17 protein-coding genes are annotated in these 21175 nt (G+C 72.9%); 12 read left to right on the forward strand and 5 right to left on the reverse strand.

Going from position 1 to position 21175, the window contains the following annotated elements:
- Positions 1-11 precede the first annotated feature (11 nt).
- The 3 genes from Srubr_RS00765 (at position 12) to hemC (ending at position 3638) form a co-directional block, all read left to right on the forward strand.
- The gene (locus Srubr_RS00765; protein WP_189991793.1) at positions 12-1481 is read left to right on the forward strand and encodes an MFS transporter; all 1470 of its coding nucleotides are present in this window, start codon (positions 12-14) and stop codon (positions 1479-1481) included.
- A gap of 137 nt (positions 1482-1618) precedes the next feature.
- Complete coding sequence (locus tag Srubr_RS00770) at positions 1619-2599, forward strand: ATP-dependent DNA ligase (protein ID WP_189991881.1); 981 nt, start codon at positions 1619-1621, stop codon at positions 2597-2599.
- 103 nt (positions 2600-2702) lie between these two features.
- On the forward strand, positions 2703-3638 hold the full coding sequence (gene hemC / locus Srubr_RS00775) for a hydroxymethylbilane synthase (RefSeq protein WP_189991795.1): 936 nt from the start codon (positions 2703-2705) through the stop codon (positions 3636-3638).
- Between the two features lie 226 nt (positions 3639-3864).
- Here the strand turns inward: hemC and Srubr_RS00780 are convergent, their stop codons facing one another.
- Positions 3865-4389, reverse strand: a complete 525-nt coding sequence (locus tag Srubr_RS00780) for a hypothetical protein (RefSeq protein ID WP_189991797.1) — start codon at positions 4387-4389, stop codon at positions 3865-3867.
- A 403-nt stretch (positions 4390-4792) separates the two neighbouring features.
- On the opposite strand from Srubr_RS00780, the gene Srubr_RS00785 reads away from it, so the two are divergent.
- Complete coding sequence (locus tag Srubr_RS00785) at positions 4793-5584, forward strand: RNA polymerase sigma factor SigF (protein ID WP_189991799.1); 792 nt, start codon at positions 4793-4795, stop codon at positions 5582-5584.
- A 79-nt stretch (positions 5585-5663) separates the two neighbouring features.
- Here the strand turns inward: Srubr_RS00785 and Srubr_RS00790 are convergent, their stop codons facing one another.
- Positions 5664-5978 carry an ANTAR domain-containing protein gene (locus Srubr_RS00790; protein ID WP_189991801.1) on the reverse strand — a complete coding sequence of 105 codons (315 nt, stop codon included), beginning with the start codon at positions 5976-5978 and terminating at the stop codon, positions 5664-5666.
- Positions 5979-6107: 129 nt separating this feature from the next.
- Between Srubr_RS00790 and Srubr_RS00795 the strand changes: the two genes are divergently transcribed.
- A complete protein-coding gene (locus tag Srubr_RS00795; RefSeq protein WP_189991803.1) occupies positions 6108-6923 on the forward strand; it encodes a VOC family protein in 816 nt (271 codons plus the stop codon).
- A 15-nt stretch (positions 6924-6938) separates the two neighbouring features.
- Here Srubr_RS00795 and glgX read toward each other — a convergent pair whose 3' ends face one another.
- Positions 6939-9083, reverse strand: coding sequence for a glycogen debranching protein GlgX (gene glgX, locus Srubr_RS00800; protein ID WP_189991805.1), 2145 nt, complete (start codon positions 9081-9083; stop codon positions 6939-6941).
- On the reverse strand, positions 9080-9592 hold the full coding sequence (locus Srubr_RS00805; protein ID WP_189991808.1) for a pep a2: 513 nt from the start codon (positions 9590-9592) through the stop codon (positions 9080-9082). Before Srubr_RS00805 ends, glgX begins: the two co-directional genes overlap by 4 nt.
- 302 nt (positions 9593-9894) lie before the next feature.
- On the opposite strand from Srubr_RS00805, the gene Srubr_RS00810 reads away from it, so the two are divergent.
- From Srubr_RS00810 to Srubr_RS00835, 6 genes are all read left to right on the forward strand, one after another.
- Entirely contained in the window at positions 9895-10194 is a 300-nt protein-coding gene (locus Srubr_RS00810; RefSeq protein WP_189991810.1) for a DUF5133 domain-containing protein, read from the forward strand.
- Positions 10195-10305: 111 nt separating this feature from the next.
- The gene (locus Srubr_RS00815) at positions 10306-12297 is read left to right on the forward strand and encodes an alpha-1,4-glucan--maltose-1-phosphate maltosyltransferase (protein WP_203854901.1); all 1992 of its coding nucleotides are present in this window, start codon (positions 10306-10308) and stop codon (positions 12295-12297) included.
- Positions 12294-14012, forward strand: a complete 1719-nt coding sequence (treS, locus tag Srubr_RS00820; RefSeq protein ID WP_203854902.1) for a maltose alpha-D-glucosyltransferase — start codon at positions 12294-12296, stop codon at positions 14010-14012. Before Srubr_RS00815 ends, treS begins: the two co-directional genes overlap by 4 nt.
- A 32-nt stretch (positions 14013-14044) precedes the next feature.
- Entirely contained in the window at positions 14045-15409 is a 1365-nt protein-coding gene (locus Srubr_RS00825; protein ID WP_189999835.1) for a maltokinase N-terminal cap-like domain-containing protein, read from the forward strand.
- Between the two features lie 3 nt (positions 15410-15412).
- The gene (glgB, locus tag Srubr_RS00830; RefSeq protein ID WP_189999836.1) at positions 15413-17614 is read left to right on the forward strand and encodes a 1,4-alpha-glucan branching enzyme; all 2202 of its coding nucleotides are present in this window, start codon (positions 15413-15415) and stop codon (positions 17612-17614) included.
- 93 nt (positions 17615-17707) lie between these two features.
- Positions 17708-18796, forward strand: coding sequence for a glutamate--cysteine ligase 2 (locus Srubr_RS00835; RefSeq protein WP_189999837.1), 1089 nt, complete (start codon positions 17708-17710; stop codon positions 18794-18796).
- A 19-nt stretch (positions 18797-18815) separates the two neighbouring features.
- On the opposite strand, the gene Srubr_RS00840 is transcribed toward Srubr_RS00835, so the two are convergent.
- A complete protein-coding gene (locus Srubr_RS00840; protein WP_189999838.1) occupies positions 18816-19049 on the reverse strand; it encodes a DUF6480 family protein in 234 nt (77 codons plus the stop codon).
- 150 nt (positions 19050-19199) lie between these two features.
- On the opposite strand from Srubr_RS00840, the gene Srubr_RS00845 reads away from it, so the two are divergent.
- Positions 19200-21086: an AMP-dependent synthetase/ligase gene (locus Srubr_RS00845; RefSeq protein ID WP_189999839.1), complete on the forward strand. Its 1887-nt coding sequence runs from the start codon at positions 19200-19202 to the stop codon at positions 21084-21086.
- The last annotated feature ends 89 nt before the right edge of the window (positions 21087-21175 follow it).

Here is a 21175-nt window from a genome sequence, read left to right on the forward strand (position 1 = left end):
GAAGGTTCCTCATGCCCGACACCCCCGTCCGGCCCGCCGAGGCCGGCCGTTCCGCCCCGTCCCGGCCGGGTGCCGTGGTCGCGGTGCTGGCCCTGGCCGGCATCACCGTGTCGCTGATGCAGACGCTGGTGATCCCGATCGTGCCCGAGCTGCCCGGCTACCTGCACGCCTCGCCGTCCGACGCCGCCTGGGCGGTGACCGCCACCCTGCTGGCCGCCGCCGTCGCCACCCCGGTGGCCGGCCGGCTCGGTGACATGTTCGGCAAGCGGCGCCTGCTGCTGGCCAGCCTGGTGCTGCTGGTGGCCGGCTCGACGGTGTGCGCGCTCAGTGACCGGCTGGTGCCGATGATCACCGGCCGGGCGCTGCAGGGCCTGGCCGCCGCCGTGGTCCCGCTCGGCATCAGCATCATGCGGGACGAGCTGCCCGTGGAGAAGCTGGCCGGCTCCACCGCGCTGATGAGCGCCTCGCTCGGGGTCGGCGGTGCCCTGGGGCTGCCCGCGGCGGCGTTCATCGCCGACCACTACGACTGGCACGTGCTGTTCTGGACCTCCGCGGTCCTCGGCGTCGTCGCGGCCGTGCTGGTGCTGGGCCTGGTGCCGGAGTCCGGCGTGCGCACCGGCGGCCGGTTCGACCTGGCCGGCGCGCTCGGCATGGCCGTCGGGCTGGTCGCGCTGCTGCTCGCCGTCTCCAAGGGCGCCGACTGGGGCTGGGGCAGCGGCACCACCCTGGGCCTGTTCGCGCTCGCCGTCGTGGCCCTGGTGGCCTGGGGCTTCTTCGAGCTGCGTACGGCCGAGCCGCTGGTCGACCTGCGCACCACGGCCCGCCGCCAGGTGCTGTTCACCAACCTCGCCTCGATCGCGTTCGGCTTCTCCATGTTCGCGATGGCCCTCGTGCTGCCGCAGCTGCTCCAGCTGCCCACGCAGACGGGGTACGGCCTGGGCAGGTCCATGCTCGCCGCCGGCCTGGTCATGGCCCCGCAGGGCCTGGTCATGATGGCCACGGCCCCGCTGTCCGCCCTGGTCACGAAGTCGCGGGGCCCGAAGACGACGCTGATGACGGGCGCGCTGATCGTCGCCGCCGGGTACGGGCTGAACATCGTGCTGATGAGCGAGATCTGGCATCTGGTGCTGGTCTCCTGCGTGATCGGCGCGGGCGTCGGCTTCGCCTACGGCGCCATGCCCGCGCTGATCATGGGCGCGGTCCCGCCCTCGGAGACGGCCGCCGCGAACAGTCTCAACACGCTGATGCGGTCGATCGGCACCTCCGTGGCCAGTGCCGTGGCGGGCGTGATCCTGGCCCAGATGACGACCAGCCTGGGCGGCCACGCGCTGCCGTCCGAGAACGGCTTCAAGGCCGTCATGGCGCTCGGCGCGGGCGCGGCGACCCTCGCCTTCCTGCTCGCCGGGTTCCTCCCCCGGCACCGCCCGGCCGGCACCCCGGCCGCGACGACCGCCGAGGCGTCGGCCGAGCCGGTGGGCTGACGCGGGGGCGCGCCGGCGCGTGGGGCGGGCTGCCGCCGGGACGCGCCGGCGCGAGCGGGTAGGACCGTTCAGGGGAACCGTGGGGTGAAGGCGCGTGAGCGGGCCGGGGGTGGTCGAGATGTTCTGCCGTGACCGCCGTGCCCCTGCCGCTCATCGCGCCGATGCTCGCCACCCCCGGCGGCCTGCCGCCCGCCGCCCAGGACCGGCGGTGGGCGTACGAGACGAAGCAGGACGGCCAGCGGGTGATGGTCTACCTGCCCGGCGACGGCAGCGTGCTGCTGCGCGCCCGCTCCGGCGAGGACATCACCGCGGCCTACCCCGAACTCCGGCCGCTGGGCGCCGTGCTGGGCCCCACGCCCGCCGTGCTGGACGGCGAGGTGCTGGCCCTGGACGAGCGAGGACGGGCCGACTTCCAGCTGCTGCAGAGCCGGATGGGCCTCGCGCACGCCCCCGCGCGGGCGGCGCGCCGGGCCGCACAGGTGCCGGTGCACCTGGTGCTGTTCGACGTGCCGTACCTGACCGAGCCGCTGCTCCGGCTGCCGTACGCGCGACGCCGGGCCCGGCTGGAGGAGCTGGACCTGGCCGGGCCGTACTGGTCGACCCCGCGCGCGGTGACGGGGCACGGCGCCGAAGCGCTGCGCGCCACCCGGGAGCACGGGCTGGAGGGCCTGGTGTGCAAGCGCCTGGACTCGGTGTACGAGCCCGGGGCCCGCTCCCGCGCCTGGATCAAGATCCGGAACATGCGCGCCGAGGACGTGATCATCGGCGGCTGGCTGCCCGGGAAGGGCCGGCTGACCGGACTGCCCGGGGCGGTGCTGGCCGGGCAGCGCGACGCGGAGGGCCGGCTGCGCTACGTCGGCGGGGTGGGCACCGGCTGGAGCGAGGCGGAACGCGTCCGGCTGGCGGAGCTGCTGCGGGAGGCGGCGAGCGACCGGTGCCCCTTCGACCCGGTGCCGCGGATTCCCCGGGCACGCTGGGTGGTGCCCCGGCTGGTGGGCGAGGTCAGCTACAGCACCCGTACCCGGCACGGCATACTGCGCCAGCCGTCCTGGCTGCGCTCGCGCCCGGACCTCACGCCGGAGGAGTCGGCGGCAGACCTGCCCGAGGAGCCTCGGTAGGGGCCGCGGGACACGCGGCCGGCGGGCCCAACCCCCGTGGCACGACGGCTCCTACGGCCGCCCGCGAGCGGTGCCGCACCGGCCCAGGGTCTATCGTGTCCTCATGTCTGCACCGGAATTGATCCGTATCGTCTCCCGCGACTCCCCCATGGCCCTGGCCCAGGTGGAGCGGGTCCGTGCCGAGCTGGCCGTGCTGCACCCGGGGGTGCGCACGGAGGTGGTCCCGGTGAAGACGACCGGCGACAAGTGGCTGGGCGATCTCTCCGAGGTGGAGGGCAAGGGGGCGTTCACCAAGGAGGTGGACGCGGCCCTCCTCGCCGGGGAGGCGGACCTCGCGGTGCACTGCGTGAAGGACGTGCCCGCCGACCGGCCGCTGCCCGCGGGCACGGTGTTCGCCGCGTTCCTGAAGCGGGACGACATCCGGGACGCGCTGGTGCACCCGGACGGGCTGACCCTGGACGAGCTGCCGGCCGGCACCCGGATCGGCACCTCCTCGGTCCGCCGGATCGCCCAACTGGCCGCGAGCCACCCGCATCTGGAGTGCGTGCCGTTCCGCGGCAACGCCAACCGCCGACTGGAGAAGCTGGCGGCGGGCGAGGCGGACGCGCTGCTGCTCGCGGTGTCCGGTCTGGAGCGGATCGGCCGGACCGACGTGATCAGCGAGGTGCTGTCGCCGGAGACGATGATGCCGCCGATCGGCGCGGGCATCCTGGCCCTGCAGTGCCGGGAGGACGACACCGGGCTGATCGACGCGGTCAGCGGGCTCGGCGACCCGGACACCCACCGGGAGGCGACGGCCGAGCGGATGTTCCTGCACGTGCTGCAAGGGCACTGCAACAGCCCGATCGCCGGGTACGCGCACGTGGACCGCGCCGGCGAACTCTCCCTGCGCGCCTGCGTGTTCACCGCCGACGGCAAGACGCGGCTGAACGCCCACGAGTGGGCGGGGCGGCTGGACCCGGCCACCCTCGGCACCTCGGTCGCGGTCGCGCTGCTGCGGCAGGGCGCGCGGGAGATCATCGACGGCATCCCGCACTGAACCGCGCACGCCGTCCGGCACCGAACCACGCACGACGCCACGCGCGGGCCACGTACGAAGGCCCGCCCGGGGCCGCGTACGAAGCGCCCGCGCGGGGCCGCGTACAAAAACCCCGCGCGGGGCCGCGTACGAAGTGACGCGTGGGGTCACGTAAGAGGTGCCCGCACGGGACCCTGTATGACGTGCCCGCACCGGGGCCGTCCGGTCCGTGCGGCGCGGGTGCGCGTCAGGCGGAGCCCGGCTCCGCCTGGTCCCGCAGGAAGGCGGAGACCTGGTGGGCCAGGCCGCCCTGCCCGGTGGCCGAGGACGCGGCCGTCGGGGCCGGCTCCAGGACTCCGATGCCGCCCGCCCACAGCCGGCGGCCGGCCCAGTCGTCGTCCACCCGCAGCTGCACCTGTACGTCCACGTGGCTGAGGGCGGCCTCGGGCGCGGCGGCGTAGATCACGGCGGTGGCCCGGCGCAGCGGGTAGACGTCGAAGCCCTCCACGAACTGGGAGTTGCGCCAGTCGATGAAGGCGCCCTCGCCGTCCGGGCCCACGCGCACGTCGATCTGGCCGTCCTCCAGGTGGATGCCGTAGGGCCGGGTGCCGCGGTTCTCCACGGTCACCCGGACACTGAAATACGTCAGCCCGGCGGCGGCGTCGTCCCGTCCGCGCGGCGGCTCGGCCGCCTCCAGGCGGTGGACGCGGACCCGCAGACCGGCATGCTCGTCGCACTCCTGCCAGTCACCGACCACGTTCGGCTCGTACACAGTGCCCCTCTCGACCCTCCAGAGCTGCTGTCTATCTGTGCGCCGAGCGCACTGTCAAATGGCGGGAACGCAGCGTGGTCAGGGGAATTGGCCCCCGCCGACCGGTGATCAAGCGCTGCCCAGGAAGAACGCGTCCGCGGCGGGTTCCGGCCGCCGGGCCGGGCGTGCCGCACATCACGTCCACGGCAAGATCGGCGATCTCCGGCCCCCATTAGTCCCTTTTGCCGCGTTTACTATAATTTGTTTGGAGGTGTCCCTCGGCGGGAAAGGGCACAGAAGTGCTTCGGACAGGAGGCACGTCCGTGGGAGACGGCATGGCCCGCCCCCGGTGTCCCACTCCATGGTCCGAGCGCACCTCCCACGGTGTCTGTCCCATCAGCACCTGCCGAGAGAGGTGCGCGCGATGCGTGTCACTGGCAGCACGAAATCCCATCCCCACGACGACGCCCCGGACACGGGCGCCGCTTTCGAGCGGCTCGCCCTGCTGCCGGACTGCCCCGAGCGCCGGGCGCTGCGGGACGACCTGGTCCGGTTGTGGCTGCCCATGGCCGAGCGGATCGCGGTGCGGTTCCGCGGCCGTGGCGAGGCACTGGAGGATCTGTACCAGGTGGCCGCGCTGGGCCTGGTCAAGGCCGTCGATCACTACGATCCGGCCCGTGGCCGCGCCTTCGAGGCGTACGCGGTGCCCACCATCACCGGGGAGATCAAGCGGCACTTCCGGGACCACATGTGGACCCTGCACGTGCCCCGCCGGGTGCAGGACCTGCGCAACCGGGTCCGCGCCGCCGTGAAGGACCTGACGCAGACCAGTACGGGCCGGGCGCCCACCGTCGCGGAGATCGCCGCGTACGCCCGGCTCAGCGAGGACGAGGTACGCACCGGCATGGAGGCGCTGGAGTGCTTCTCCGCGCTGTCCCTGGACGCCGAGGTCTCCGGCACGGACGGCTACGCCCTCGGGGACTCCCTGGGCGGACCGGACCCGGGGTACGACCTCGTCGTGGACCGGGCCGCGGTCAGACCATGCCTCCAGGCGCTGCCCGAACGCGAGCGCACCATTCTCTACCTGCGGTTCTTCCAGGGCATGACACAGAGCTGCATCGCCTCAGAGCTCGGCATCTCGCAGATGCACGTCTCGCGGCTGCTGAGCGGCTGCTTCGACCGGCTGCGCGAGGAACTGCTCGCGGAGATCCGCTGACCCCCGTACCCGTACGGCGGCCCCCGCGCCGGGCACGCCCGGCCGGCCGCGCGTCCCGCGGCCGTGGGACACGCTCCCCCTACTGCCCCTCGGTCCCCGGCACCTGCGCGGGCCCGTACCGGTCCAGGGCGTCCTCCAGCTCGGCCCGGATGTGGTCCGGGAGGTCGCCGCGCCGCCCCCAGATCAGGATCAGCTCGGCGATGTGGCGCAGCTTGATGTTGGTGTGCTGGGAGACCTCCTTGAGGATCTGCCAGCCCTGGTCCGGGGTGACCCGGGCGAGGGCCACCATCATGCCGATCGCCTGGTCCACGACGGCGTGCGAGGCCATGGCCTCTTTCATCTGGTCGACCTCCGCCTGCAACGCGGCGATCCGGTCCGGCTCGCTCTCTGCCATCCCTCCATCGTGCGCACGGGCCTGCACCCCTGCCACCCGGGGTACCCGACAGGCATGTCGACCCCGTCCGGCCGGACACTGGTGTATGACCGGTGGCCGCCCGGGCCCCGAGAGCAGGACGCGACTGCCATGAACCACGACAGCACCACCGGCGGCGCGCCGCGCGGCGAGGACGTCGTCTCCACCCACTCCGTCTTCGGCGCGCCCTGCTGGGTGAGCCTGACCAGCCGTGATCTCCAGGCCACCCAGGAGTTCTACACGGCCGTGCTGGGCTGGCGCTGGCGCACCGCCAAGCTCGGCGAGCACTTCCGGATCGCCCTCGCGGGCGGGGTCCCGGTGGCCGGGATCGCCGCCGTGGCCTCCATGTGGCAGATGGCGGTGGCGTGGACGCCGTACTTCGCGGTGCGGGACGCGGACGTGGCCGTGTCCCGGGTCCGGGAGCGCGGCGGTACGGCGGCGGTCGGGCCGCTGTCCTTCCCGCCGGGCCGGGCGGCGCTGCTCGCCGACCGGGACGGCGCCACGTTCGGGATCTGGCAGGGCGACCTGGTCACCAACTGGGAGGCGTGGCGGCAGGCGGCCCCCACCTTCGCGCGGCTGCACACCCGGGACGCCTTCGACGCCGCGATGTTCTACGGCGAGATCCTGGACTGGGCGACCGGGGAACCAGGCTGCTGCGAGGTGGAGTACGACGGCGGCGAGGTGCTGCTGCGCAGCGAGGGCGACGTGGTGGCGCGCATCGACTCGGGCGCGGTGGAGGCCGCCCCGGACCCCTCGGTGCGTCCGCACTGGCAGATCCACTTCACGGTGACCGAGGTGCCGGCCTGCGCCCGCGCGGCGGAGAAGCACGGCGGCAGCGTGCTGCGCGAGGACGGCGAGCGGGAGGCGATCCTGCGGGACGCCGACGGAGCGCAGTTCACGGTGACGGCCCGCGGCGTCTGCTGCTGAGATCCGCCCCCGGGTTCAGCCCGTGGCGCGGGACGGACGGGACAGCAGGACCAGGCTGCGGGCCTCCAGGCGGAGCCGGGTGCCCGCCTTGCGTTCGCGTTCGTCGGGCATGCCGTCGGGGTCGGCGGTGTCGATCAGGGTGGTCCAGCGCTCGCCGAAGGAGTCGTCGGGCAGCCGGAAGACGACCGGCTCCCAGTAGCCGTTGACCAGCAGCAGGAAGGAGTCGTCGACCATGCGGCGGCCGTAGGCGTCGCGTTCGGCGATGGCGTCGCCGTTGAGGAACGCGCCGACGGAGTGCGCGTCCGCGCGCTGCCAGTCCCGGTCGGTCATCTCGCGGGCGTCGGGCCGCAGCCACACCAGGTCGGGCAGCGGCTGCCGGGCGTTGGTGGCCGTCTCGCCGCGGAAGAAGCGGCGCCGGCGCAGCACCGGGTGCGCGGCGCGCAGGGCGATCAGGCGCCGGGTGAACGCGGTCAGGGCGCGCTGCTCCTCGGTGAGGTCCCAGTCCACCCAGGAAGTCTCGTTGTCCTGGCAGTAGGCGTTGTTGTTGCCGCGCTGGGTGCGGCCGAGTTCGTCGCCGTGGCAGAGCATCGGGATGCCCTGCGACAGCAGCAGCGTGGCCAGCAGGTTGCGCTGCTGGCGGGCGCGCAGTTCGAGGACGGCCGGGTCGTCGGTGTCGCCCTCCGCGCCGCAGTTCCAGGACCGGTTGTGGCTCTCGCCGTCCCGGTTGTCCTCGCCGTTGCCCTCGTTGTGCTTGTGGTTGTAGGACACCAGGTCGCGCAGCGTGAAGCCGTCGTGGGCGGTGACGAAGTTGACGCTCGCGCGCGGCCGGCGCCGGCTGTGCTGATAGATGTCGGAGGAGCCGGTGAGCCGGGAGGCGAACTCGCCGAGCGAGCCGGGCTCGGCCCGCCAGAAGTCCCGTACGGCGTCCCGGTACTTGCCGTTCCACTCCGACCACAGCGGCGGGAAGTTGCCCACCTGGTAGCCGCCCTCGCCCACGTCCCACGGTTCGGCGATCAGCTTGACCCGGCTGATCACCGGGTCCTGCTGGATCAGGTCGAAGAACGCCGAGAGCCGGTCCACCTCGTGGAACTGCCGGGCGAGGGTGGCCGCGAGGTCGAAGCGGAAGCCGTCGACGTGCATCTCGGTGACCCAGTACCGCAGCGAGTCCATGATCAGCTGGAGCACGTAGGGGTGCCGCATCAGCAGGCTGTTGCCGGTGCCGGTGGTGTCGTAGTAGTGCGCCCAGTCGCCGTCGACCAGACGGTAGTAGGAGGCGTTGTCGATGCCCCGGAAGGACAGCGTGGGACCGAACTCGTTGCCCTCGGCGGTGTGGTTGTAGACCACGTCGAGGATGACTTCGAGGCCGGCCGCGTGCAGCGCCTTCACCATCGCCTTGAACTCGTTGACCTGCTGGCCGCGGGTGCCGAAGGCGGCGTAGGCGTTGTGCGGGGCGAAGAAGCCGATGGTGTTGTAGCCCCAGTAGTTGGACAGGCCGCGGTCCTGGAGGATGCCGTCCTGGACGAACTGGTGCACCGGCATCAGCTCCACCGCCGTCACCCCGAGGGAGGTGAGGTGTTCGGTCACGGCCGGGTGCGCGAGCCCGGCGTAGGTGCCGCGCAGCCGCTCGGGGATGTCCGGGTGGGTGCGGGTCAGCCCGCGGACGTGGGCCTCGTAGATGACGGATTCCGCGTACGGCGTCCGGGGCGGGCGGTCGTCGCCCCAGTCGAAGAACGGGTCGGTGACCACGCCCAGCATGGAGTGGCCGGCGCTGTCGGCCGGGGCCGGCCCGTCCGGGGCGCGCTCGTAGAGCGAGGGGTGGTTGTCGATCTGGCCGTCCACGGCGCGGGCGTACGGGTCGAGCAGCAGCTTCGCCGGGTTGCAGCGGTGGCCGAGCGCGGGCTGCCAGGGGCCGTGCACCCGGTAGCCGTAGCGCTGTCCGGGGCCGACGCCGGGCAGGCGGGCGTGCCAGACGAAGCCGTCGACCTCGTGCAGCCGGACGGGGGTCTCGGCGCCGGCGTCGTCGACGAGGATCAGGTCCACGCGCTCGGCAACCTCGCTGAACAGGGCGAAGTTGGTGCCCTGCCCGTCGAAACAGGCGCCCAACGGGTAGGGGTGCCCGCTCCAGACGGGCACCCCTGTGCGTGACGTACGGGCGGTCACCGGCCGCCCTCCAGGGTGGCGCCGTGGGCGGGTCCGGGACCGGCCAGCACGGTCACCGGCTGATCGCGGGGCACCTTCAGGCCGGTACGCAGCGTGGAGTCGGGGGCGAGGGGGACCAGCGGGACGCGCTGGCCGGCCCGGGCACGCTGCGAGAACCAGATGATCGTGCCGCCGGTGCCGGTGGCACAGCAGCCCCAGCCGTCGCTCATGGCGGCGATGTCGGCCAGGCAGGACCGCAGGTCCGCCTCCGGGCGCAGGTCGGGGTCCTCGCCGCCGAGGGCGGTGATGAGGTGCTGGCCGTTCCACCACATCTCGATGGACGTGTGCTTGTTCCTCGCGTGCGCGTCGATCGCCCGCAGCAGCAGTTCGGCGCCGCGGCGGACGGGCTCCACGAGGTTGTCGAGGTCCCAGTGGCGCAGATGGGCGGCCAGGATGCGGCTGACCTGTCCCACCCGTTCCGGGCCGACCTCCACGTCGAGGTGGTAGTAGCAGGGCACTGCGGTCTTCATCGTCGCTTGCTCCTCACCGGCGAAGCTCTCGCTCCCCTCGCCCGCCCGGAGGGATTTCCGGACACCCAGCGTGAGCGTTGATCGCTTCAGAGTCACTTCCACGGTGCGGGCACTACGCCATTCGTGCAACACGAGCCACCGACGGCCCCACGCGTCGAAGATCCAACAGGACGCTGCGTCCTCGCGCGTGCACCATGAGTGAAAGCCTCGATCGCCGTAACGGTGCCGTGCCCTCCCCTGCGCGGACACCACCCGACCGTCGGGAACGCGCCCAGTCGAGAGCGTGGAAGGTGAAGAGGGCCATGCTGCTACCCGCCAAGGCCGAAGTGGCCCGGCAGTTGCGGCGTTACCGGGCGTGGGAGCGCGTGATGCTCGCCGCGCCGCACGACCGCACGGTCCGGGCCACCTTCGAGGACTCCGGGTACACCCTGTGCGTGCTGATGGGCAAGCGCTGCGCCCGCGAGGCCGTGGACGCCGCCGAGCGCTATCTCCGCACGAACCTGGTCGCCTACCTGCGGGAGCAGGACGGGCGGCCGCAGCCGCGCCGGACGGCGCGAAGAGGGCCGCCGTCGGAGCGGCGGTCCACGGCGCCAAGCCCCTGACCTGGCACCGTGCAAGGCGTTCCCCGCGGGTCCGGCGAGTCACCGGCCCGACTGATCGGATCGCGGAGCCGGGCCGGGCGCCCGGCTCCGCGCACGGCGGAGGTGAGATACATGCGCAGGACCCCGGCCATCGGCCGTGTACCGGTACGTGACGTCCGGCCGGCCGTGGAGTGCGGCAGGCGCCCGGCGAAAGCGGTGGCCGGGGAGACGTTCGAGGTCACGGCGACCGTGTTCCGCGAAGGGCATGACGCCGTAGGAGCGAACGTGGTCCTGCGCGATCCGGCGGGCCGGCGCGGCCCCTGGACCCCGATGCGGGAGCTGTCGCCGGGCAGCGACCGCTGGGGAGCGGAGGTCACCCCGGACGTGACGGGACGCTGGACCTTCCGTGTGGAGGCGTGGAGCCATCCGCTGGCGACCTGGCGGCACACCGCGTCGGTGAAGGTGCCGGCCGGGATCGACACCGGTCTGGTGCTGGAGGAGGGCGCGGAGCTGTACGAGCGGGCCGCCGCCGGGGTGCCCAGGGGCCCCGGGCGGGACCTGGTGCTGGCCGCGGCGCGCGCCCTCGGCGACGACACCCTGTCGGTCCACCACCGGCTGAAGGCGGCGCTGTCCCCCGAGGTGGAGGACGTAATCGCCCGGTATCCGCTGCGGGAGCTGGTGACCGCCTCGGACCCGATGCCGTTGCTGGTGGAGCGCGAACGCGCCCTGTACGGCTCGTGGTACGAGTTCTTCCCCCGCTCCGAGGGCACCGCCGAACACCCCCACGGCACGTTCCGCACCGCCGCCCGCCGGCTGAAGGCGATCGCGGACATGGGCTTCGACGTCGTCTACCTGCCCCCGATCCACCCCATCGGCACCACCCACCGCAAGGGCCCCAACAACTCCCTGACCGCCGGCCCCGACGACGTCGGCGTGCCCTGGGCGATCGGCTCCCCCGAAGGCGGCCACGACGCCGTCCACCCGGACCTGGGCACCCTGGAGGACTTCGACTTCTTCGTCGCCGAGGCCCGCCGGCACGGCCTGGAGGTCGCACTCGACTTCGCGCTCCAGTGCTCCCCGGACCACCCCTGGGTGGAGAAGCACCCCGAGTGGTTCCACCACCGCCCGGACGGCTCGATCGCCTACGCCGAGAACCCGCCGAAGAAGTACCAGGACATCTACCCGATCGCCTTCGACGCCGACATGGACGGCCTGGTCGCCGAGACCCTGCGCATCCTGCGGCACTGGATGGCCCACGGCGTGCGCATCTTCCGCGTGGACAACCCGCACACCAAACCCGTGGTCTTCTGGGAACGGGTCATCGCCGGCATCAACCGCGGCGACCCGGACGTGATCTTCCTGGCGGAGGCGTTCACCCGCCCGGCGATGATGCACACCCTGGCCCAGACCGGCTTCCAGCAGTCCTACACCTACTTCACCTGGCGCACCACCAAGCAGGAGCTGACGGAGTACCTGACGGAGCTGACGGGGGAGGCGGCGGCCTACATGCGGCCGAACTTCTTCGCCAACACCCCCGACATCCTGCACGCCTACCTCCAGCACGGCGGGCGCCCCGCGTTCGAGGTGCGTGCCGTGCTGGCCGCCACCCTCTCCCCCGCCTGGGGCATCTACTCCGGCTACGAACTGTGCGAGAACACCCCGCTGAAGGAGGGCGGGGAGGAATACCTGGACTCGGAGAAGTACCAGCTCAGGCCCCGCGGCTGGGAGGCCGCCGAGCGCGAGGGCCGGAGCATCGCCCCGCTCATCACCCGCCTGAACACCATCCGCCGCCGCCATGTGGCACTCCAGCGGCTGCGCAACCTCCACTTCCACCACACCGACAACGACGCCGTGCTCGCCTACAGCAAACGCACGGGGACGGACACGGTGGTCGTGGTCGTCAACCTCGACCCGCACCACACCCAGGAGGCCACGGTCTCGTTGGACATGCCGCGACTCGGCCTGGACCGGCACCAGTCCGTGCCGGTGCATGACGAACTCACCGGTGAGACCTACCACTGGGGCGGCACCAACTACGTGCGGCTCACGCCCGGCCGGGCGCCCGCGCACGTGCTCCACGTCGGGCGCTCGACGCCCCGGATCGGAGGGCCCGCAGCGTCATGACCGTCAACGAGCCCGTACCGGACACCTTCGAGGACACTCCGGCCAAGGACCGGGACCCGGAGTGGTTCAAACGCGCCGTCTTCTACGAGGTCCTGGTCCGCTCCTTCCAGGACAGCAACGGCGACGGCGTCGGCGACCTGAAGGGCCTGACCGCCAAGCTGGACTATCTCCAGTGGCTCGGCGTGGACTGCCTGTGGCTGCCGCCCTTCTTCAAGTCCCCGCTCAGGGACGGGGGTTACGACGTCTCCGACTACACCGCCGTGCTGCCGGAGTTCGGTGACCTCGCCGACTTCGTGGAGTTCGTGGACGCCGCCCACCAGCGCGGCATGCGGGTGATCATCGACTTCGTCATGAACCACACCAGCGACCAGCACCCGTGGTTCCAGGAGTCCCGCACGAACCCCGACGGCCCCTACGGCGACTACTACATGTGGGCCGACGACGACAAGCAGTACCAGGACGCCCGGATCATCTTCGTCGACACCGAGGTCTCCAACTGGACCTTCGACCCGGTGCGCGGCCAGTACTACTTCCACCGCTTCTTCTCGCACCAGCCCGACCTCAACTACGAGAACCCGGCCGTCCAGGAGGAAATCCTGGCCGCCCTCAGATTCTGGCTGGACCTCGGCATCGACGGCTACCGCCTGGACGCGGTGCCCTACCTGTACGCGGAAGAGGGCACCAACTGCGAGAACCTGCCCGCCACCCACCGGTTCCTGAAACGGGTGCGCCGCGAGATCGACGCGCTCTACCCGGACACCGTGCTGCTGGCGGAGGCCAACCAGTGGCCCGAGGACGTGGTCGACTACTTCGGCGACTACTCCGCCGGCGGCGACGAGTGCCACATGGCGTTCCACTTCCCCGTCATGCCGCGCATCTTCATGGCCGTGCGCCGCGAGTCCCGCTACCCGGTCTCCGAGATCCTCGCCAAGACCCCCGCGATCCCCTCGAACTGCCAGTGGGGCATCTTCCTGCGCAACCACGACGAGCTGACCCTCGAAATGGTCACCGACGAGGAACGCGACTACATGTGGGCCGAGTACGCCAAGGACCCCCGCATGCGCGCCAACATCGGCATCCGCCGCCGCCTCGCCCCCCTGCTCGACAACGACCGCAACCAGATCGAGCTGTTCACCGCCCTGCTGCTGTCCCTGCCCGGCTCGCCGATCCTCTACTACGGCGACGAGATCGGCATGGGCGACAACATCTGGCTCGGCGACCGCGACGCCGTCCGCACCCCCATGCAGTGGACCCCCGACCGCAACGCCGGCTTCTCGACGTGCGACCCGGGACGCCTGTTCCTGCCCACGATCATGGACCCGGTCCACGGCTACCAGGTCACCAACGTCGAAGCGTCCATGTCCTCCCCGTCGTCGCTGCTGCACTGGACCCGCCGGATGATCGAGATCCGCAAGCAGAACCCCGCCTTCGGACTGGGGTCGTTCACGGAACTGACGTCGTCCAACCCGGCGGTGCTGGCGTTCCTGCGCGAACACGGCGACGACCTGGTGCTGTGCGTGAACAACTTCTCCCGCTTCGCCCAGCCCACCGAACTCGACCTGCGGGCCTACGACGGACGGCACCCCGTCGAACTGATCGGCGGAGTGCGCTTCCCCGCCATCGGCGAACTGCCCTACCTGCTCACCTTGCAGGGCCACGGTTTCTACTGGTTCCGGCTCACCCGAGTCGCATCCCGCATCGGCCGCCGCCGCTGACCCGTCCGGCGCCGAGGAAAGGACGCGTCACCATGCCGAAGACCATCACTCCCCGGCCGCGCACCGCGACCGGGCTCGACGGGCCGCTGGACTCGCTCGGCGGGCTGCTGCGCGACTGGCTGCCGAGGCAACGCTGGTTCGCGGGCAAGGACCGGCCCGTCACCGAGCTGTCGGTGCTGTCCGTGACCGAGCTGTTCCCAGGCTGTCTGCACCTGCTGGTGCACGCCTCCCACGTGCCGGTGCCCACGCCCGGCGGCACGCCCCCGCCCGGGGACTGCTACCAGCTGCTGCTGGGGGTGCGCCCGCACCTCGTGCCGCGGCTGGAGCGGGCGTTCATCGGGCGGGCCGTGGACGGACCGCTGGCCGGCCTCGCGGTGTACGACGCGCTGCACGACCCGCGCTCGGCCCACCTGCTGCTGGAGCGGCTGCGGCACCCCGGCGCGGCGGGCCCGCTGCGGTTCGAGGCGGACCCGGCCGCCCGGGTGCCCGGCGGGCTGCCGCCGCGGCTGCTGGACGCCGAGCAGTCCAACTCCTCGATCGTGTACGGCGACGCGTACATCCTGAAGCTGTTCCGCCGGATCCAGCCGGGCGTCAACCCGGACCTGGAGGTGCCGGCGGCGCTGGCCGCCCTCGGCTGCTCCCGGGTGCCGGCGCCGGTGGCCTGGTTCTCCACGGCCGATCCCCGCCCGGCCACCCTCGGGGTGCTCCAGCCGTTCCTGCCGGACGCCACCGACGGTTGGTCGCTGGCGCTGGCCGCGCTCGCGGCGGGCGACGACTTCACCGCCGAGGCCCGCGCGCTGGGCCGGGCCATGGCCGAGGTGCACCTGGCGCTGGCCGAGGCCTTCCCGCCGGCCGGGCCGGGCGAGAACGGCCGTACGGCCGAGGCGATGCGCGCGCGGCTGGACGCCGCCGCGCACGCCGTGCCCGGCCTGCTGCCCTTCGTGCCCGGTCTGCGGGCCGCGTTCGCGGCACTGGCCACCTGCGACACCGGGCCGCCCGCCCAGCGGGTCCACGGCGACCTGCACCTGGGGCAGGTGCTGCGGGCCGGCCGCGACTGGTTCGTCATCGACTTCGAGGGCGAGCCGTCCCGGCCGCTCGCCGAGCGGCGCACCCCGCAGTCCCCGGTGCGGGACGTCGCCGGGATGCTGCGCTCCTTCGACTACGCGGCCCGGCAGCGCCGCCCCTGGCGGCCCGAGTGGGCGCGCCGCTGCCGGGAGGCGTTCTGCGCGGGCTACGCGGCCCGCGCGGGCTGGGATCCACGCAAGAAGCACGCGCTGCTGCGCGCGCACGAGACGGACAGGGCGGTGTACGAGGTGCTGTACGAGGCGAGACACCGGCCGGACTGGCTGCCGGTACCGATGGCGGCGATCAAGCGGCTCGCCGTGTGGGGAGGCTGACGCATGGCGCTGCGCGACACCACGCGCCCCGAGGCCGCGGGCCCCGTGCCGCCCGTGGCCGCCCCGCTGGACCCGGCCGACCGCGACCGGCTGCTGGCCGGGGCGCACCATGATCCGCACGCCCTGCTGGGCGCCCACCCGGTGCCGGGCGGCACGCTGGTGCGGGCGCTGCGCCCGAACGCCCGCGCGGTGAGCGTCCTGGCCGGCGGGGAGCGCACCGAGCTGCGTTCGGAGGGCGACGGGCTGTTCGCCGGCGTGCTGCCCCGCCCGGACATCCCGTCGTACACCCTGCTGGTGGCGTACGACGACGGGGAGCGGGAGGTGCACGACCCCTACCGCTTCCTGCCCGCGCTGGGCGAGCTGGACCTGCATCTGATCCGGGAGGGCCGGCACGAGCAGCTGTGGCGGGCGCTCGGGGCGGAGCCGATGGTCCACCAGGGCGTGGCCGGCACCCGGTTCACGGTGTGGGCACCGAACGCCCAGGGGGTGCGGGTCGCCGGGGACTTCACGTACTGGGACGGCACGCAGTACCCGATGCGCTCGCTCGGCGCGTGCGGGGTGTGGGAGCTGTTCCTGCCGGGGATCGGCGAGGGCACCCGGTACAAGTTCGAGATCACCTCCCGGTACGGCCACCGGTTCCTGAAGGCCGACCCGATGGCGCGGTGCGCCGAGGTACCGCCGGACACCGCGTCGGTGGTGACGGCCTCGCACTACGCCTGGGGCGACGCCGAGTGGATGGCGCACCGCGGTGACACCCCCGTGCACCAGGCGCCGTTCTCGGTGTACGAGGTGCATCTGCCGTCCTGGCGGCCCGGTGCGACCTACCGGCAGCTCGCGGAGGAACTGCCCGCGTACGCGCGGGAGATGGGCTTCACGCACATCGAGCTGATGCCGGTGGCCGGGCATCCGTTCAGCGGTTCGTGGGGCTACCAGGTCACCTCCTATTACGCGCCGACGCCCCGGCTGGGCTCGCCGGACGACTTCCGGTACTTCGTGGACGCCTGTCACCGGGCCGGGCTCGGGGTGATCATGGACTGGGTGCCGGCGCACTTCCCGAAGGACGACTGGGCGCTGGCCCGGTTCGACGGGGACCCGCTGTACGAGCCGGGGAACGCCTCGCGCGCCGAGCACCCGGACTGGGGGACGTACGAGTTCGACTACGGCCGCACCGAGGTGCGCAACTTCCTGGTGGCGAACGCCGTCTACTGGTGCGAGGAGTTCCACATCGACGGGCTGCGGGTGGACGCCGTCGCCTCCATGCTCTACCTGGACTACTCACGGGACTCCGGACAGTGGGAGCCGAACGTGTTCGGCGGCCGGGAGGACCTGGACGCGGTGGCCTTCCTCCAGGAGATGAACGCCACCGTCTACCGGCGCTGTCCGGGCGTGGTGACCATCGCCGAGGAGTCCACGGCCTGGGACGGGGTGACCCGGCCGACCGACGGCGGCGGGCTGGGCTTCGGGCTGAAGTGGAACATGGGCTGGATGCACGACTCGCTGGAGTACATCCAGAAGGAGCCGGTGCACCGCAAGTACCACCACCACGAGATGACGTTCTCGATGGTGTACGCCTACAGCGAGAACTACGTCCTGCCGATCTCGCACGACGAGGTGGTGCACGGCAAGCGGGCGCTGGTGTCGAAGATGCCCGGCGACTGGTGGCAGCGGCGCGCCAACCACCGTGCCTATCTGGGGTTCATGTGGGCCCACCCCGGCAAACAGCTGTTGTTCATGGGGCAGGAGTTCGCGCAGGGGGCGGAGTGGTCGGAGGCGCACGGGCCGGAGTGGTGGCTGCTCGGTGACGACTACCACTCGGCGGGCGACCACCGGGGTGTGCAGTCGCTGGTCCGGGACCTGAACAGGGTGTACCGGGCGACGCCGGCGCTGTGGCAGCGGGACACCGACCCGGGCGGCTTCCGGTGGGTGCTGTGCGACGCGGCGGACGACAACGTGCTGGCGTTCCTGCGGTTCGCCGCGGACGGCGGCGCGCTGCTGGCGGTGTCGAACTTCTCCCCGGTCGTCCGGCACGGCTACCGCCTGTGGGTGCCCGACGGTGGCGCGGTCTGGCGGGAGGAGCTGAACACCGACGAGGTGCGCTACGGCGGCGGCGGTGTCGGCGCCGGGGGGCCGGTCAGGGCGGAGGACGGGTTCCTCACCCTGACGCTGCCTCCGCTGGCCACGGTGTGGCTGGTGCCGGAGGGCTGAGCCGCCACAGGTGTCGGTGGCCGTCCGAGGGGCATTCGGGGTCGTACAGAACCCGACTGCCCCTCGCGGCACGACATGGAAGGGCGGCACCACGTGCGCACCGTAGGAGTGGAGGAGGAACTCCTCCTGGTCGATCCGGACAGCGGCGACCCGAGGGCGCTGGCGGCTGCCGTCCTCGCCCGCGCCGCCCAGGACGATCCCGGGCAGCAGGTCTTCGAGAAGGAACTGTTCGGGCAGATGCTGGAGTTCGCCACGCATCCGCAGTCGGACATGGCCTTGCTCGGGGACGAGATCGTCCGCTGCCGCAAGGAGGCGGCCCGGCACGCCGGGGAGATCGGCTGCGGGGTCGCCGCGCTGGCCACCTCGCCGCTGCCGGTCAGCCCCTCGCTCAGTGTGAACGCGCGCTACCAGTGGCTGGCCGAGCGGTTCGGGATACCGACCTGGGACCAGCTCGTCTGCGGATGTCATGTGCACGTTTCCGTGGCATCGGACGAGGAGGGCGTCGCCGTCCTGGACCGGCTCCGCCCGTGGCTGCCCGTGCTGCGGGCGATGAGCGCCAACTCCCCGTTCTGGCAGGGCCGCAACACCGACTACGCCAGCTATCGCAGCCGGGTGTGGAACCGCTGGCCGTCGGCCGGGCCGACCGAGCCGTTCGGGACGCCCGAGCGCTACCACCGGCGGGTGACCGAGATGGTGGACACGGGGGTGGTGCTGGACGAGGGCATGGTCTACTTCGACGCGCGGCTGTCCGCCCGCTACCCGACGGTGGAGGTCCGGGTGGCGGACGTGTGCCTGTGCGCGGAGACCGCCGTCCTGCTCGCGACGCTGGTCCGCGCCCTGGTGGAGACGGCCGCGGCCGAGTGGCGGGACGGCCGGCCGGTACCCGACCCGGGGGTGAGCCTGATCCGGCTGGCCGACTGGCAGGCCGCCCGGTTCGGTCTGGAGGAGGACCTGCTGGACCCGGTCACGCTGCGGCCCCGGCCCGCCGCGGGGGTGCTGGAATCCCTGCTGGAGCACACCGGGGAGGCGCTCACCGCAGGCGGAGACGCCGACCGCGCCGAGCGGGGCGTGGCGGAACTGCTGCGCCGCGGCAACGGCGCGCGGGAACAGCGCCTGCTGCTGGAGCGCACCGGCAGCCTGCGGGACGTCGTCACCGAGTGCGTCCGGCGCACCCAGGGCTGAGCGTCCCGCCCGGCGGCGGTCACAGGATCAGGGCCAGCGCGTAGGCCAGGAAGAACGCCGCGATCAGGATCACCAGGACCAGGATCACGGTCAGCGGCGCCTTCGCCCAGCCCTTCGACGTGTTGTGCGTCTCCCGGGGCCCGGCCTCGGGCAGGCTGCTCTCGGCGGGCGGGGTCTCGCCGGGCGGGACCGAGCCGCCGGGTTCCAGCCCGGTGCTGCGCTCGGGCTCCGGATCGGGGTTCACATGACTCATGTCCCCCGAGTCCCCCCAACCCGCCCACATCATCAGCCGATCACGACTTCTCCGATCCCGGTCACCGAACGCTGTTCCCTGAGCTACATTCGAGCACCGCCGACACCGAGCCGGTCGGCGGAGTGACCCTCCGTACCCCGGGAGCAGCGCATGCGGAACGTCGCCCCCGCCGCCCCGCCGCTCACCGGCGGCCTCGCCGACAGCGTCTTCGCCGCGGCGGAACGCGATCCCGCGCTGCCGGTGCTGGCGCACCGCGCGGAGACCGGCGGCGGCTGGCGCACGGTGACGGCGGCCGAGCTGCGCGACGAGGTGGTGGCCGTGGCCAGGGGCCTGGTCGCCGCCGGGATCTCCCCCGGCGACCGGGTGGCGTTGATGGCCCGGACCCGGCACGAGTGGACGGTGCTCGCCCACGCGCTGTGGGCCGTCGGCGCCGAGCTGGTGCCCGTCCACCCGGCCTCCGCGCGCGACCAGGTCGAGTGGATGCTGCGGGAGACGCACTGCGTCGCCGTGATCGTGGAGGACGAGCAGGGCGTCATGACCGTCGGCACGGTGTGCGCCCGGCTGCCCCGGCTGCGGCACGTCTGGCAGCTGGACGCGGGCGCCCTCGCCGATCTGGTCGCGGGCGGGGCTGCGGTGCCGTACACCACCGTGGAGTCGCTGCGCCGGCTCGTGCCGCCGGACGCCACGGCGGCCGTCGTCCACACCTCCGGCACCTCGGGCCGGCCGATGGGCTGCGCGCTCAGCCACCGCGGCCTGGCCTACCCGTGTGACACCCTGCTGGCCGGCTGGGCGCACACCGCCGCGGCCCCGGGGCAGCGGCCGTCCGTGCTGGCCTTCCTGCCGTTCTCCCATGTGTACGGCCTGATGATCATGCTGACGTGTGTGCGCGGCGGGGTGCTGCTGGCGCACGAGCCGGAGGTGTCCGGGGCAGTGCCGGCGTCGGCGCTGCGCACGTTCCGGCCGACGTACCTGTACGGCGTGCCGTCGGTGTTCGAGCGGCTGTACAAGTCCTTCCTGCGCACCGCCCGGCAGGCGGGCCAGGGCGCGCTGTTCGAGCGGGCCGCGCGCACGGCGCGGGAGTTCGCCGCGGCCGAGGAGCGCCGGCGGCTCGGTGCCGGGCCGGGTCCGGGGCTGGAGCTGAGGCTGCGACACGCCCTGTACGAGCGGACGGTGTACCGGGGAGTGCGGGCGGCGCTCGGCGGCCGGGTGGTGCGCGGCGCCTCCGGCGGTTCCCCGCTCGGCCGCGAACTGGGCCTGTTCTACGCGGGCATCGGCGTGTTCGTGCACGACGGCTACGGACTGACCGAGACCTCCGGCGCGATCACCATGCAGCCGCTGGGCCGGGAGAAGTCCGGGACGGTGGGGACCGCGCTGCCGGGCACCGGGATCCGGATCGCCGACGACGGGGAGATCCTGGTCCGCGGGCCCTCGGTGTTCCAGGGCTACGCAGGCGACGAGCGGGCGACCCGGGCGGCGCTCAGCGACGGCTGGCTGGCCACCGGGGACCTCGGCCGGCTGGACGCCGACGGCTATCTGACGATCACCGGGCGCAAGAAGGACGTCATCGTCACCAGCGGGGGCAAGACCGTGTCGCCGGCCCTGCTGGAGGAGCGGCTGCGCGCCCATCCGCTCGTGCACGAGGCGGTGGTGATCGGCGACGGCCGGCCCTGCGTCGGCGCCCTGATCACCCTGGACCCGGACTTCGCCGCGCACTGGCGGACCGCGCTCGCGCTGCCCGGGGACGCGCGGGCCCGGAAGGCGCGGGAGGAGAACGCGGTGCGGGAGGAGATCGCGCGGGCGGTGGCCGCCGCCAACAGCGCGGTGTCCCGCGCGGAGTCCATCAGGGTCTACCGTGTCCTTCCGGAACCGTTCGCGGCGGTCGGCGGGTTGCTCACACCGTCCCTGAAGCCGCGCCGGGACGCCGTGGTACGGCACTACGCCGCCGAGATCGAGACGATGTACGCGGCGCGGTCCCGGCCGCGGCCGGTGGTGCGGGAGCCGGCCGAGTGGGACGAGCCGGACGACGTGTTCCGCTGAGGAGGTGGCGCCGCCGGGGGAACCGTGGGGCGGGGAGGGCAGACGGATAGTCCGCGCGGCAGGGGGAACCCGCAGCGCAGCGAAGAGAT

Source organism: Streptomyces rubradiris (assembly GCF_016860525.1).
GTDB classification, from domain to species: domain Bacteria; phylum Actinomycetota; class Actinomycetes; order Streptomycetales; family Streptomycetaceae; genus Streptomyces; species Streptomyces rubradiris.